Origin of the sequence: Mesorhizobium sp. M1409 (genome assembly GCF_040317535.1) — a bacterium.
GTDB lineage: Bacteria > Pseudomonadota > Alphaproteobacteria > Rhizobiales > Rhizobiaceae > Mesorhizobium.
Map to the genome: position 1 here is coordinate 41,867 of NZ_JAMYKV010000027.1, position 12,279 is coordinate 54,145.

General features: G+C 65.9%; 25 protein-coding genes. 8 read left to right on the forward strand and 17 right to left on the reverse strand.

Going from position 1 to position 12,279, the window contains the following annotated elements:
- Positions 1–3: 3 nt before the first annotated feature.
- On the reverse strand, positions 4–1,428 hold the full coding sequence (locus NKG99_RS20550; RefSeq protein ID WP_352870454.1) for a terminase large subunit domain-containing protein: 1,425 nt from the start codon (positions 1,426–1,428) through the stop codon (positions 4–6).
- Complete coding sequence (locus NKG99_RS20555) at positions 1,425–1,937, reverse strand: terminase small subunit (protein WP_352870455.1); 513 nt, start codon at positions 1,935–1,937, stop codon at positions 1,425–1,427. Before NKG99_RS20555 ends, NKG99_RS20550 begins: the two co-directional genes overlap by 4 nt.
- 181 nt (positions 1,938–2,118) lie before the next feature.
- Here NKG99_RS20555 and NKG99_RS20560 point away from each other — a divergent pair, with 181 nt between their 5' ends.
- The 8 genes from NKG99_RS20560 to NKG99_RS20595 all read left to right on the forward strand — a co-directional run bounded on the left by NKG99_RS20560 (position 2,119) and on the right by NKG99_RS20595 (position 5,152).
- Complete coding sequence (locus NKG99_RS20560; RefSeq protein WP_352870456.1) at positions 2,119–2,412, forward strand: XRE family transcriptional regulator; 294 nt, start codon at positions 2,119–2,121, stop codon at positions 2,410–2,412.
- Position 2,413: 1 nt separating this feature from the next.
- A complete protein-coding gene (locus tag NKG99_RS20565) occupies positions 2,414–2,851 on the forward strand; it encodes a hypothetical protein (RefSeq protein ID WP_352870457.1) in 438 nt (145 codons plus the stop codon).
- The gene (locus NKG99_RS20570) at positions 2,851–3,102 is read left to right on the forward strand and encodes a hypothetical protein (RefSeq protein ID WP_352870458.1); all 252 of its coding nucleotides are present in this window, start codon (positions 2,851–2,853) and stop codon (positions 3,100–3,102) included. Before NKG99_RS20565 ends, NKG99_RS20570 begins: the two co-directional genes overlap by 1 nt.
- Positions 3,099–3,320 (forward strand): hypothetical protein, encoded by a 222-nt coding sequence (locus NKG99_RS20575; protein ID WP_352870459.1) that lies wholly within the window; start codon positions 3,099–3,101, stop codon positions 3,318–3,320. Before NKG99_RS20570 ends, NKG99_RS20575 begins: the two co-directional genes overlap by 4 nt.
- Before the next feature lie 22 nt (positions 3,321–3,342).
- Positions 3,343–3,885 carry a hypothetical protein gene (locus NKG99_RS20580; protein WP_352870460.1) on the forward strand — a complete coding sequence of 181 codons (543 nt, stop codon included), beginning with the start codon at positions 3,343–3,345 and terminating at the stop codon, positions 3,883–3,885.
- Positions 3,882–4,427 carry a hypothetical protein gene (locus tag NKG99_RS20585; protein ID WP_352870461.1) on the forward strand — a complete coding sequence of 182 codons (546 nt, stop codon included), beginning with the start codon at positions 3,882–3,884 and terminating at the stop codon, positions 4,425–4,427. The genes NKG99_RS20580 and NKG99_RS20585 overlap by 4 nt, the downstream gene beginning before the upstream one ends.
- A 22-nt stretch (positions 4,428–4,449) precedes the next feature.
- Positions 4,450–4,746: an XRE family transcriptional regulator gene (locus NKG99_RS20590; protein ID WP_352870462.1), complete on the forward strand. Its 297-nt coding sequence runs from the start codon at positions 4,450–4,452 to the stop codon at positions 4,744–4,746.
- Positions 4,747–4,867: 121 nt separating this feature from the next.
- Positions 4,868–5,152 carry a hypothetical protein gene (locus NKG99_RS20595; protein WP_352870463.1) on the forward strand — a complete coding sequence of 95 codons (285 nt, stop codon included), beginning with the start codon at positions 4,868–4,870 and terminating at the stop codon, positions 5,150–5,152.
- Between the two features lie 139 nt (positions 5,153–5,291).
- Here NKG99_RS20595 and NKG99_RS20600 read toward each other — a convergent pair whose 3' ends face one another.
- The 15 genes from NKG99_RS20600 to NKG99_RS20670 all read right to left on the reverse strand — a co-directional run bounded on the left by NKG99_RS20600 (position 5,292) and on the right by NKG99_RS20670 (position 12,278).
- The gene (locus NKG99_RS20600; RefSeq protein ID WP_352870464.1) at positions 5,292–5,450 is read right to left on the reverse strand and encodes a hypothetical protein; all 159 of its coding nucleotides are present in this window, start codon (positions 5,448–5,450) and stop codon (positions 5,292–5,294) included.
- Positions 5,447–5,647 (reverse strand): hypothetical protein, encoded by a 201-nt coding sequence (locus tag NKG99_RS20605; protein WP_352870465.1) that lies wholly within the window; start codon positions 5,645–5,647, stop codon positions 5,447–5,449. Before NKG99_RS20605 ends, NKG99_RS20600 begins: the two co-directional genes overlap by 4 nt.
- On the reverse strand, positions 5,644–6,063 hold the full coding sequence (locus NKG99_RS20610; RefSeq protein WP_352870466.1) for a hypothetical protein: 420 nt from the start codon (positions 6,061–6,063) through the stop codon (positions 5,644–5,646). The genes NKG99_RS20605 and NKG99_RS20610 overlap by 4 nt, the downstream gene beginning before the upstream one ends.
- Complete coding sequence (locus NKG99_RS20615) at positions 6,060–6,293, reverse strand: hypothetical protein (protein ID WP_352870467.1); 234 nt, start codon at positions 6,291–6,293, stop codon at positions 6,060–6,062. Before NKG99_RS20615 ends, NKG99_RS20610 begins: the two co-directional genes overlap by 4 nt.
- Entirely contained in the window at positions 6,286–6,495 is a 210-nt protein-coding gene (locus NKG99_RS20620; RefSeq protein WP_352870468.1) for a hypothetical protein, read from the reverse strand. Before NKG99_RS20620 ends, NKG99_RS20615 begins: the two co-directional genes overlap by 8 nt.
- Before the next feature lie 12 nt (positions 6,496–6,507).
- A complete protein-coding gene (locus NKG99_RS20625; protein WP_352870469.1) occupies positions 6,508–7,182 on the reverse strand; it encodes a hypothetical protein in 675 nt (224 codons plus the stop codon).
- Positions 7,179–7,376, reverse strand: a complete 198-nt coding sequence (locus NKG99_RS20630) for a hypothetical protein (protein ID WP_352870470.1) — start codon at positions 7,374–7,376, stop codon at positions 7,179–7,181. Before NKG99_RS20630 ends, NKG99_RS20625 begins: the two co-directional genes overlap by 4 nt.
- A gap of 16 nt (positions 7,377–7,392) precedes the next feature.
- Complete coding sequence (locus NKG99_RS20635) at positions 7,393–7,590, reverse strand: hypothetical protein (protein WP_352870471.1); 198 nt, start codon at positions 7,588–7,590, stop codon at positions 7,393–7,395.
- Positions 7,591–7,768: 178 nt separating this feature from the next.
- On the reverse strand, positions 7,769–7,966 hold the full coding sequence (locus NKG99_RS20640) for a hypothetical protein (protein ID WP_352870472.1): 198 nt from the start codon (positions 7,964–7,966) through the stop codon (positions 7,769–7,771).
- Positions 7,963–8,379: a hypothetical protein gene (locus tag NKG99_RS20645; protein ID WP_352870473.1), complete on the reverse strand. Its 417-nt coding sequence runs from the start codon at positions 8,377–8,379 to the stop codon at positions 7,963–7,965. The genes NKG99_RS20640 and NKG99_RS20645 overlap by 4 nt, the downstream gene beginning before the upstream one ends.
- Positions 8,376–9,041 carry a hypothetical protein gene (locus NKG99_RS20650; protein WP_352870474.1) on the reverse strand — a complete coding sequence of 222 codons (666 nt, stop codon included), beginning with the start codon at positions 9,039–9,041 and terminating at the stop codon, positions 8,376–8,378. Before NKG99_RS20650 ends, NKG99_RS20645 begins: the two co-directional genes overlap by 4 nt.
- The gene (locus NKG99_RS20655) at positions 9,038–9,412 is read right to left on the reverse strand and encodes a hypothetical protein (RefSeq protein ID WP_352870475.1); all 375 of its coding nucleotides are present in this window, start codon (positions 9,410–9,412) and stop codon (positions 9,038–9,040) included. Before NKG99_RS20655 ends, NKG99_RS20650 begins: the two co-directional genes overlap by 4 nt.
- A gap of 534 nt (positions 9,413–9,946) precedes the next feature.
- Positions 9,947–11,176 carry an AAA family ATPase gene (locus NKG99_RS20660; protein ID WP_352870476.1) on the reverse strand — a complete coding sequence of 410 codons (1,230 nt, stop codon included), beginning with the start codon at positions 11,174–11,176 and terminating at the stop codon, positions 9,947–9,949.
- Complete coding sequence (locus NKG99_RS20665) at positions 11,176–11,595, reverse strand: VRR-NUC domain-containing protein (protein ID WP_352870477.1); 420 nt, start codon at positions 11,593–11,595, stop codon at positions 11,176–11,178. The genes NKG99_RS20660 and NKG99_RS20665 overlap by 1 nt, the downstream gene beginning before the upstream one ends.
- Entirely contained in the window at positions 11,592–12,278 is a 687-nt protein-coding gene (locus NKG99_RS20670; protein WP_352870478.1) for a DNA cytosine methyltransferase, read from the reverse strand. Before NKG99_RS20670 ends, NKG99_RS20665 begins: the two co-directional genes overlap by 4 nt.
- Between the last annotated feature and the right edge of the window lies 1 nt (position 12,279).

Consider the following 12,279-nt stretch of genomic DNA (forward strand, 5'->3'; position numbering starts at 1 on the left):
TTCTCACCTCAACTCGTGCAGCTTGAAGGCGTTGGCGATCAGGTATGGATTGCGGTCCTCCTCCCGGCCCATGCGCTGGATGTAGGGCCGCGACAGGCAGGCATAGCGCAGGTCGTCGACGGCATGGTCCTCGCCATCGGTGTCGACATCCTCGGCGCGGTGCTGGTCGTGCTGCATCATCGGCAGCGTGCGGATCAGGTCGCGGCAGGTCTCGAAGAAAAAGATCATCGGGCGGCCATCGCCGTCGCCGACCAGGCGGGCGCGGACCTGATCCCAGCCGCCCATGCGCTTGTCGCGCGACACGCGGGTGTTGTCGGCGCGGCGGAACGGCGCGCCATGACGCAGCATGGTCTCGCCGATGGACGGCCCCGAGATCACCGCGAAGGCCGCCGGGTCGAGCACGCCATAGGCGATGCGCTCGCGCGCGCCCGCATGTGTCTCTCGGGTCACTATGCCCTTGGCGACCGCCTCGGCGGGCATCTTCAGGCCCTCGTTCTGGCGGCCCGGCTGGGCTCCGTACCATTCGCGGTAGCGCACGATTGCGCCGCGCGGCAGCGCATGCTGGCCGAGCCTGAAATCCTCCTGCACGACCGTCCACCAGCCGATGGAAAACGGCTTGGCCGAGCCCCAGTCCATCGAGCGGAACCGGGTCCACCAGTCGGGGACGACGAAGGGTGGGATGACGTGCCGGGCGGTGTTGAATTCGGGGAAGAACGCGCCCTCGATGACGTTCCAGTCGCCCTCCAGCCACGCCCTGACCAGCTGCGCCGAGCCGGAGGCCTTGAGCTTGTTGATGTAGCCGGGATCGTTCTCCAGCAGCTTGGGATTGTCGGCCAGCCGCGACGGGATGAAGACCCGCGTCAGGCCGTTTTCGGGGTCCGTGACCGCATTGAAGGGCCCGAGATCGATCACCCACGCCTTGACCCAGTGATGGCCGGGACCGCCGGGGTTGCAGGTGCATTTCATCTGGCACGGCACGCCATGCGCCGAGCGCAGGCAGGCGAGCAGCTTGAAGACCGGCGAGCCAGAACCGTACTGGGTCAGTTCCTCGACATAGACCCGGGTCAGCGACCAGCCCTGATAGTTCTCGGCGTCGCGGTCGGTTTCGAGGTAGGCGCAATAGAGCTTGGCCCCGTTGAGGAACTGGAAATAGCCGCCCTTTTCCTTCCACTGCGCCGCCGAGCCGAACATGGTCACGCCGGCAGCGATGGTGTCCTTGAGGTCCTCACGGGTCTTGCGCACCATCAGGCCGCGCGCGAACTCGCCATAGTCCTCGGCGTGTATCCAGAAATCGCCGAGCGAGCCGTGCGTCTTGCCGCCGCCGCGCGCGCCGCCGAAGATGACGATGTCGCAGGGGCAGTTGATGAACGCCGTCTGCGGCCCCCGCTGCGGGACGAAGCCCGGCTGCACGGTGACGGCGACGTTCACTTGCCGCCCCCGAGGCTGGCGCGGGCCTTGGCGAGCGCCTGCGAGCCGTCATTGGGCTTCGGGTCGAGCATCTTGGACGAGGCCGGCGCGAAGCGGCGCTGCCACTCGTCGAGGCTCATCTGCTTGACGTCGGACGGTTCGCGCATGGGCCGCCTGAGCGTGCCCTCGACCTCGGCCTTGTCGACGACGAGGCCGAGCAGCTTGGCCATCCCCATCACCGCGCCGACGCCAGCTGCCGGCTGCTTGGTGCGCTTGGAGAGCTTGAACATTTCCTCCAGCTTGAAGACCAGCAGGTCGACATTGACGTTGAGGCGCTTGGCCTCCTTGGCCTGCAGTTCGCGCAGGCGCAGCGTGACGTCGTCCCGCTTCAGCAGCTTCGAGGCGCTGCGCGAGGTGAGATCGGGATTGGAGGCCTTGAAGCCAGCCTGCGCATAGGCGTCGGCGGCATGTTTGCCCTTGGCTACAAGCAGGCAGAAACGCTCGTGTCGGATGTTCTCCAGAGCCGGCATTTGAAGCTCCGTGCTTGCGGTATCCTAATACCACATCGATGTGGTGCCCTATTACCACATTGGCAGGGAACATAACGCCAAAGTCTAAGATTGCCAAATTGCCATCTTGGGTTGACTTGAAAGCGTAGTGACAGTTAAAGTTTTAGAGAGGGGGGCTCGCTGCTTTGGAAAGGGTCCAAAAGTGCAGAGCCAGGCTGAAATCGTCAATTTTGCCCAGCATCGGGCCACGAGGGACAGATCAACGCGCCTCGACGAGGCCGAAGAGTATTCATTCGAGAACATCGCCGATCTGGTTATATTCGTTTCCGCTGAAATAATGAGATCGAAGCAGAAGTACGCAAGGCTGGCCGACAAATCCCACGTCTGCGCCACGACGATTTCCAAACTGGCCAACCGCGAGACCAAATCGCCGCGCGCCGCGACCGTGTTTCAGGTGCTTTACGCGCTTGGCTTCGACGTCGTCGTGAGGGGCTGACATGTCCGATCTGGCGAAGGTTGAAAGCCTGCTCAGGCAGCGCCGGCAGGAGGTGGCCGAACTGGAGGTCGCGCTCAGGGTGCTGCAGCAGCTGCACGGCGTCCAAGCGCAGGAGCGGCCTCTGGTGACCATCCGCCGCACCATGCCGCTGCAGCTGGACGGTCCCCGCACCAAGACCTCCAAGCGAACCGGCAACAAGGGCAAATCGATCAAGCTCGATCCCGAACGGGCGCAACGCGACCGCGACGCGATCATCGAGGCGCTGCGCAAGACCACCGCGCCGCTGACCTCGCGCGAGGTGATTTTCGCGGTGCTGGGCGAGCGCCCCGAAAAGAAGCGGCGAGACCACGTCTACTGGGCGCTGAAAAACCTGCGCGACAACGGCAACATCATCCTCAAGGACAAGCTCTACCTGCCGCTGCCGCGCGAGGCCGCGTGATGGGCACGGTGGCGTTCTATGACCCGAAGAACACGCTGCGCATCTGGACCGTCTTCGAAGGCGCGAAGGACGTGCAGGCCCGCTACTGCGCCCGGCTGTCGCTGATCACCAAGGATGGCGTCGTCGCCACCGACCAGCTGATCGAGACCGATGCCATCGAAGACCTGCGCGCCCAGTTCGAGCAGGAGGGGCTGGTCCATCTCGACCGCGATCCGACCGACGATCCGGTCATCGTCGAGGTGTGGCTGTGAGGACCCGCGAAGAGCATCTGGAGGCCTGCAAGAAGCGCGCCCGGGCCTATCTGGCGAAGGGTGATCCGGTCAATGCCGTCACCGCGATGATGAAAGACATGCAGGACCACCCGGAAACGAGCTTTGGGCCTGAGACTACTATTTCCATCCTCGGGCTCAGGGCCGCCATATCGGGCGACCCACGCGAAGCCGAGCGCTATATCGAGGGCTTCCGATGAGCATCAGGATCAAGAGGCCGCAATGAGGATGCTCGCAACGAGCCGGCCAATCCTGCAGCGCATCGAAAATCTCGACGCGGTGCCGTCGCGGCAGGACCTGCACGAAAAGGCGGCGGCGCATGCCGAGGAGGTGTTCGCCCGCAAGGGCGAGGCTCCGATCCTGTGGCTGATCGCCCATGGCCTCACCGTATGGTGGATAGAAACGCCGTGGCAAAGCCAGTACGAGAAGGACCTGTTCACGCGCATGATGCGCTCGGTGATGGCCGACTACCGCGCCCACGCCTATGCCTTTGTCAGCGAGGTCGTGTTCGCATCGATCCGCGACGAGGAACCCGAGAAGGTCGCCGAACTGTTGGCGCTGGCGGAGCGTGACGGCGTCGCCAGCCTGCCGGCCAGATATCGCGACGACGCGCTCGTGGTCTCCAGCTTCGACCGCGACGGCGACTGCCAGCTGACCCGCTATCTGGTGACGGTGCGCAAGCGCGGCCCGAACTTTCTCGGGCCTCGCATCGACGAGGAAACGTCCGGCCATCCCGAGGGCCGCCTGTGGAACCTGCTCAAATGAGGAAATGCGGCTCCTGCACGCTGTGCTGCCGGCTGCTGCCGGTCAGGGAACTGACCAAGCGGGCTGGCCAGCGCTGCCGCCACCAGCGCACCGGCAAGGGCTGCGCCGTCTATCGCCAGCCGGCGATGCCGCTCTCCTGCGCGCTGTGGAACTGCCGCTGGCTCACCGGGGACGACACCGCGGAATTGAGGCGTCCCGACCACAGCCACTATGTCGTCGACACCATGGTCGACTACGTCAAGGTGACCCAAGACGGCGAGCCGGTGAGCTTTCCGGTCGTGCAGGTCTGGTGCGATCCGAAATTCCCCGACGCATGGCGCGATCCGGCGCTGCTTGCCTATCTCGACCGGCGCGGCAAGGAGGGCTTCGCCGCGCTGATCCGCTACGACAACACCAAGGCCATCGGCGTTTTCCCGCCGTCGATCACCGGCCAAGACTGGGTCGAGGCGACGAGCGGGGTTGTCGACAAGGAGCACAGCCAGCGCGATATCGCGGCGGTGCTGACCGAGGCGACCGGCGAGCCCTACGCGGTCAGGATTTGAAAAGCCAACAGGAGAGGACGAAATGGCAAACGCGGCACTCAAGACGACCGACGCGGCGGCGATAATCCGCTTTCCCAAGAAGCTGTCGAGCGAGCAGGAAGAGGTCGAGCTTCACGACATCGCCGAGGCCTGCGCCTTCCTGCAGCGCATCATCTGGCAGACGAGGACCAAGCACGGCAAGCTCGCCGCGAAGGCTGGCCTGTGCCCGACCACGGTTTCCAACATTGCCTATGGCGAGACCAGATTGCCTCGCCTGTCTACCGTGATAGCGCTATTGCGCGCACTTGGGTTTAAGATATTGGCCCGGGCGATCCGGTAGCCTGACCAGTTCCCTCGCGCCTTCTGGGACGTCGGCGCGGGGAACGGCGGGAGCGGTGCCGCCCCGGGTAGAACGCGCATCGCTCCCGCTCGCCCGCCTTTCGGCAGGAAGGAGTTCTATCATGAACACGGACCAAACGCGACCTGCTCTGCCGGAGTATGCTTTCGAGATCATGAAAGCGCTCGAAGAGGAGGACCTGTCTTTCAGGGACGAAATCGCCGTGATCTACATGGTGCTGGGCCTGATGCTTGGCCGCGAGTGCGGCGGCGATCCTGAACAGTTCCAGCGCTGCGTCGACAAGATCGTCCACGATATCCGGCAATGGCAGATCACGCCGCTCGACGACACTGGCGAGGCCGGCTTCGGCTTCGCGCTCAAGACCGACGCCGGGGAGAAGCTCAACTGATGGACGAGCAGTGCTGGCGGCGAGATCAACATCAAAGAAGGCGAGGATCATGGCGCAAGATCGAGAGATGAGTAGATCGGAAAAGATTTGGGCGGCGGCCCAAGAGCGATTTGAAGCTGACGAACCCGCTCCTAGGGCTCTAACCGGGCTTGTCATGCTGGGTCTCCTCAACTGATTTCCTGTCGCCGGGGCTTCCGATCCGCTCGATGCCGGCGGCCTTGTCGCGCTCATATTTTTCCGTCGTCCTGACCGGCGGCGACGGCGTGTCCTTGTCGTCCATCGACGGGGTGACGGTCATAGCAGCGTCGGCTCCTCGGCCTCGGCGCGGCGGCGCAGTTCGAGCGCGATCTCCTCCATCAGCGCGATGCGGCGCTCCGCGATCTCGGCCTGCAGGCGTCCCTCGCCGACCAGCCGCGCATAGGTCCAGCGCCGCTGCCTGACCTCGCGCTCGGCCTCCTTGGCCAGTTCGGCGGCGCTGAAGATTTTTTCGCTCATTGCAGGATGTCCTTAAGCCTCACCAGCGCGACATCCATGCGCGAGCCGTCGCCGACGCCGTGACGGACCCGGCCAGCCTTGATTGCGGCGCGCGCCAGCGCCTTGAGCCGCTCGATGGGAAACATGAGATAGACCAGCGTGAAGCTCTCTCCCGGCTCGCTCGCCGGGCGCTTCAGCTGATGGACCCAGAAATCGGCCTCGGTCGTCGAGATGCCCGATGGCCTGCCGCCGTCGCGAAACTCGATGCAGATGTTTCCGGTCTGCTCCCACTGCCACGTCTCGGTCTTCAACTCGATCCTGTGCAGCCGGGCCTCACTGAAAATCCGGGCCAGCTGGCGTTCCTCGATCAGCGCGTCCGACAGCTGGATGTCGAATTTCCTGTCGCTGTTGAAAACGACTTTCTCGATCTTGTTCATTGCAGTCCCTCCTCGATCTCCCAGCCCTTTTGCGCGAAGTAGGCCTTGAGCCAACCCTCGCCCTTGCCGAGCGCCCAGTGCAGGATCGGCGGGGCCTTGATGCAGCGCCCGTCGACGATGACGAGCGCGGCTGTGAAATGCGGGGCCTCGACGCGGATCAGGCGTTCTTCGCGGCCACCGGGGTCAATGAGATCGCCGACAGCCTTGCGGCGGCGCTTGGCTTCACCCATGGCCATCCTCCTCGGCGCGCTTGATCACCGCGACCGCCGCCAGCGTGTCGATCAGCCTCTCGCGGGCCTCCTGTGTGTCGCCCGACCTGACGGGCAAACTTGTTTCGTTCTTGGCGCGGCGAAGTTCCGGCAGCAGGGCCAGCAAGTATTCCTCTGCCGCCTCCAAGAGATCGAGCGCCAGCTGCCTGTCAGAGGAGTTCATATCTCAGCCTCCCTACTTGCCGATTTCGCGTTCCAGCCGGTGAGCGGTGCGCTCCAGCTGCGAGATGCGCCCGCTCAGGTCGCCAACGGCGCGCACCAAGGTCTGGGCGGCCCTGAGCGTCTCCTCCGACTTGACCAGCTGCTGGCTGGCGTCAGCGGTGTACTTCTTGGCCTCGGCCATCAGCGGCTCGACCTGGCCGAGGAAGGCCTCGATCTCGGGATTGGAGCCTTCCGGCCCGAAAAACTGATCGCGGACCTCGGCCACCCATGCCTGCGGAACGCCGAGATCGCGGGCCACCTTGGCGTCGGTCCACGGGTTCTCGTAGCAGTCGTTGGAATAGACCGTGTCGAGCTTGTCGTTGATGATCCTCCTGTCCTCCCGGGTCATCGTCCTCGGCGGGTCGGCCTTCAGCGCTGGTTCGCTCATCTCTTCCTTCTCCACGAGCTTGAGGTTCTTGCGGCGGATTTCCGCCTCGATGCACCGGGGGCACAGGTCCCCGGACTGGCGTGAGCCCACCCGCCAACCGTGATTGCGGAAGAACTGCTCGGCGGCGGTCGGCGGCTTGCGGATCGAGCCGCGCTGCACGAACAGCGTGGTCTGAGGGCAGTTCGAACAGGTGATGCGCAGCGCCGACAGCGGCCTGCCGTCCTCGGTCACCTTGGCAAACTGGAATGCTCTGTCGCTCATCTCTTCCCCCTCGGCAGGGCGAACTGGTTGGGGCCCTTCTTCTTCGATTTCGCTTTTGCCGGCAGCTTGCCGCCGGGGTCGGCGTCGGCGAATTCCTTGGCGACCTTGGACGACACGCCGGTCTTGGCGGCGACCTTGGGATCGTGCGCGGCGGCCTGCATCAGCCGGCGCTGGGCTTCGGATTTGGGAGGCATCGTCGTTCTCCTTTGCTTATTCGTGGTGCTGCCCGGCGAGGTGCGGCTCGACGATGTCGACGTTGATGACGACGACATAGGGACAGCCCCGCCTGAACAGGTGGGCGGTGAGGTCGGCCTCGAGTTTATCCATGGCGCGCTGCGCGCCGGCTTTCATCTGGACGACCGTCTCGGCCCGTTCGGCCTCGGTCATTTCCCGCCATGATTTTGGCATCGTCAGTCTCCTTTGCGAATTGCTGCTTGAGCTTGTCGACGCCGCGCTGGGCGGCGTGGCGGGCGGCCCCTCCAGCGCTCGGCTTCGGCCAGCGCGGCTTCTTCGGCCCGTTGCGGGGACGCCACGGCGGCTCCGGCGGCGGCTCGGGGAAATGGCCGGTGGGCGACGATCCCATGGATCAGTTCTCCTTCGCCCTGACGGCCTGCCATCCGGCCTCGGTCAGGCTGACGGGGGCATGATCGGGCAGGCCAAAGGGAGCGCGACCGATCTCGGCCAGCCCCTCGGCCACCAGCTGGTCGAGCAGCGCGCCGGAGCATTCGCCGAGGGCGGACCTGTCCTCGACCGCCAGCCAGTTCAAAAGCTCGGTGCGGGTCATTTGCGGGCCTCCTCCTTGACGCGCTCTTCGATGGCTTCCTTGATCATCCGGGCGAAGGTGTCGACCAGCGGCCCGGCGATCAGGGCCCAGATACCGAAGGCCGGCAGGAAGCCGGCGGCCTGCGGCTGGTTCGGATCGGGTGCTGGTGCCGCCTTCTTGGCCGCCTCGGCGAGGTTGTGCGCCAGCTGCTGCTTGTGTTCGTCGATGGTGGTCATGTCAGGTCTCCTTTGCTGATGATGGAAGGCGACGGCCCGCAGGCCATCGCAGCAGTGGACGACGCCGTGGCCGCCGCATTCGGGGCATGGAAACGGATAGGGATCGCCAGCCCAGACGTCGTTGAGCCCGCGCTGCTCCTCGGCCAGTGTCGCCGCAGCGATGACCGACCCGGTGCCATGGCATGCCTCGCAGATCACGCCGCATGCTCCATGGCGTCGAGCATGCGCTCGAAGCGGGCGCGCTGGCGGCCAAGCTCGCGCAGCGCCCATGAACCCTGCGTGCGCGCCGAGGCCTCCAGCTTCGGATAGCCCTTGTTTATGCCGGCATCGATCTCGGCCCGGGTCGCCTTCCTGCCCTTGTGGAAGAACTCGACCCGCTCGGGCTCGCCGATCTCGAACAGGACGCCGTGGCCGACGCGCTTGACGTCATAGGCCTTGGTCACCCACAGCGCGGTGACGCCGGGATTGTGCTCCAGCATCTCGCCCGCCGGCTTGACCGAGCCCTTGGGCATGGGACGGTTCGGGCGCTTGGCCTGCGGCATCGACAGGAACGGGCACACCTGCGCGGCGAACTTGGCGCACTCGTGGTGGCTGGGCGGCTCGGGGCTGATGCGGTTGACGCAGCACATCGGGCCGAGGACGAAGGCCTGCCGGGACCCCAGCGGCTCGCCGCAAATCCAGCAGCGCTTGAACGCATAGCACTTGGTCAGGTGCTCCGGGTTCATGATCCTGAAATCGGGCTCGCCGTCGATCCACTCGACGAACTTGGGCACCGGGTAGCCCCTGCGGTCGACAGGCAGGCCCCGCATGCGGGCGGGGATCGGCACCGGGAAGGCGCGCAGGACGACGTGATCGTTCACAGCTGCCTCCTGATGTCCGAGATCAGCTTGGCCATGCTCTGTGACGTCGCCTCGATGCGGGCGGCCAGATGGACCACCAGCGGCAGCGTTGCTTCAGGCTCGGCGTCGCTCTCCTTGGCCTCGTCAGGCGTGGCTCCGACCAGCTGGGAGTGCAGACCGGCCAGCTGGCTCGACGTCGTCTGCAGCGCCTTCTCGGCCTCGCGAAGACGCTCCAGCGGCTTGGCCCTGGTATCGAGGCGCGGGATCAGGGGACCGCCGAAATCGCGGTGCAGCGCGTCGTGCAGGTCCGAGACCAGACCGTCCATGCTGGGTGCCGCACTGGGTGCCGCAGGGTGCCGCAAATCGGTTGAATTGGGCTGGATCGCAGGCATGTTTACCTCCTTTGGTTGCGATGTGTAGTCACAGTACAGATCGACCATTTCTGGCCGTGCGCGGGGAACTGGGGCCCCTGCGAGCCACCCCCACCCCGGCGTCGGCGAACCCCCCGGGGGCGGGCTGGCGGCGGCGGCCATGATGGGCGCGGACTGGGAAACGGCTGGGGAAGCGAAGCTCCATGCCGTGCATCGTATTGATATCATTGAGCTTTTGGTCTTCTCCTTTCGGACAGCGCAGCCGAACGGGGCGGCGGAAGGAGGGGTCGAGAGGGGTGCGCAGGGAGCCCCGGGCGCGGGGCGCGCGCCTCCACGGCGGTCCCTCCATCACCTCAGCAAGGACGTGAGCGCTACCTTGGCCGACCTGCTGCCACCGATCCTGCGGCGCGGGACCAAGCTGCGGAGCTTTCCTCGCGGACCCTGACGCTGTGCGGGACCCCTCTACTCCGTAGGGGTTCCCCCCGCACGGCTTCGGGTCAAGGGTTGCGGGACCTATCTGCGGGACTTGTGCGGGACCTGTGCGGGACTTGGTAATCATCCCGTCTCCTCCTCCGGGTTTGCGCTGTAAAACTGCGTCGGCTTGCGGTCGGGTCCGAGGCCGCCGATGACATAGATGGCCTTGTTTCGCACCCATCCGGCGAGATAGGTCCGCACGTCGTTTCTGAGCCGGTTCTGCTCTGCGGTGCGCTGCTTGGCCGGGATGCCGCGACCGATATCCAGCCCGAGCAGATCGGCGACCGCATAGCCGCCCCAGTTGTCCGATAGCTCGTTGGCGCGAAACTGGGTGGACCTGAACAGGTCGCGCACCCGGTCGGGATCGGATGTCGAGATGCGGTCCCATGGGTTCGTGGCCTCCTTGCGCACGAAGCGGCCTTGGACCCATCTCAGGTGGTAGCGCTGGCCTGTGGGCCCGTAATTGGCCTTCTTGACCTCAAGGATGCGGGCGTCGCTGTCGTCGTCATCAGCGCCATCGGGGCGATGCAGGTGAAGGCGGGCGCGAACGCTGTTGGACCACGCCGTCGAGCCGCTCATGCCGGAGCCCGAGGCCAGCCCCGACAGGCTGGGATGGGCGAGCAGGATGATGGTGCAATCGTACTTGATGGCCAGATGCCGCAGGACCCCGACGAAGTGCTTGGCCAGCGCCCGGTTGTTCTCGTTGCCGGCGAACACGTCGGCGAGATTGTCGAGCATCAGCACCATGGGCGACAGCGCCTGCAGCGTCACCTCCAGCGAACGGTAGAGCGCCGTCACCTCCAGCCGGTTCGGCTTGCCCTCGAACGCCAGCACGGCGTCTTGGCCCGCCATGGGGATCAGCGACAGGCCGAAGATGCGCTCGACCTCGATGTCCTCGGCGCGGCAGATCGCCTTGACCCGCCGATGCATCTCGTCTTCCTCCTCCTCGGCTGAGAGGTAGAGCACCGGGCCCGACGCCACCTCGATGCCCAGCCACGGCGAGGCAGTGGTGCAGGCGATGGCCAGCTGCAGCGCCAGCAGGCTCTTGCCGGTGCCCCCATCGCCCATCAGCAGCACCACGTTGCGGATCGGAAACAGCTGTGCGCCGTCGAGAAATTCGCGTTCCGGCTCAGGCTGGCTGGCGAACGTCGCGACATCGGTGAGCGGCAGCAGCGGCGCGTGATCATTGCCATTGCCGTTGGACCGGCTGTGGCCGGGCGTCGGCCTGGCCGGCAGACGCCGCTCCTGCTCGGCTCGCCATTCCAGCACCGAGCGGACCACGTCTGGACGGTCGTCCCAGTTCTCCGCCATCACGCCGCGATCCTCAGTCTGAGCGCACCCCAGTCGCGCAGCTGGTCGATTGCCGCGTCGTAGGAGCGCGCCACCACATAGGGCACGCCACGCCGCCCCATCTCGTCGCGGAAGGCTGATTGCGCCTCGGTCAGCGGGTTGTTGCCGCGCTTCAGTTCGAGGCAGTGGAAATGGCCCTCGGGATCGACCAGCAGGAAGTCGGGCCAGCCTGCCTTGAGGCCCATGCGCTTGAGCCGCGACGCCGTCACCTTGTCGCGCAACTCGCCAGCCGGGAAATGCGTCCACAGCCAGCCCGGCGCGCAGCCCAGCGTCAGCGTGTCGGCCACCGCCACATGCGTCTTGAACTCCAGCGCCGGCTTGGGCTTGGTGCCCTTCTGGCGCTTGCCCTTGAACAGCGACAGCTGGCGCTCGACCATCATGCCGCCTCCTCTTGCAAGGCACGATTGACCGCCTCGGCGACCGCGCGGCCCATCGCCAGCGGCACGCCGTTGCCCAGCACATGCACCGCGAAGGCGCGGCCAGCCTTGTGCTCGACGAGGCGCTCGCCGATCTCGGGCACGCCCTGCAGGCGCGCATATTCGGCAATCGGCAGGTTGCCGGGCAGGAAGTGCTTGTCGGTCGCGTACTGTCCGCCGCCGCGCTTGAAGGTCGAGGCCATCACCGACTGCGACGGCTGGCCGGAGGCACGCGGCGAGACCAGCGCCATGAACGGCCAGGTCCAGAAGGCACGCACCCGGGCGGTGTGGCCGCCGCAGTCCCAGTCGCGCAGCCGGAACGAAAACCAGTCGCGCGGGATCGCCGGGTGGCCGAGCGCCTGCGGCACGTTCTCCATCACCAGCCAGCGCGGCTGGACGGCCTCGACGACGCGCACGAATTCGGGGATCAGGTCGTCACGTTCGGAGCCGAGGATCGCGCCAGCGGTCGAGAATTTCTGGCATGGCGGGCCGCCGATGATGCCGTCGAATATGCCGCGCGGCGGGTCGAATGAGCGCACGTCGCCGCCCCACAGCAGATCGGGCCCGCGCACGACGCAGAACCCAGCCTGCTCGAACGCCTTGTCGAGCAGGCCGATGCCGGGGAAGAGCGACAGCACCAGCCGCATG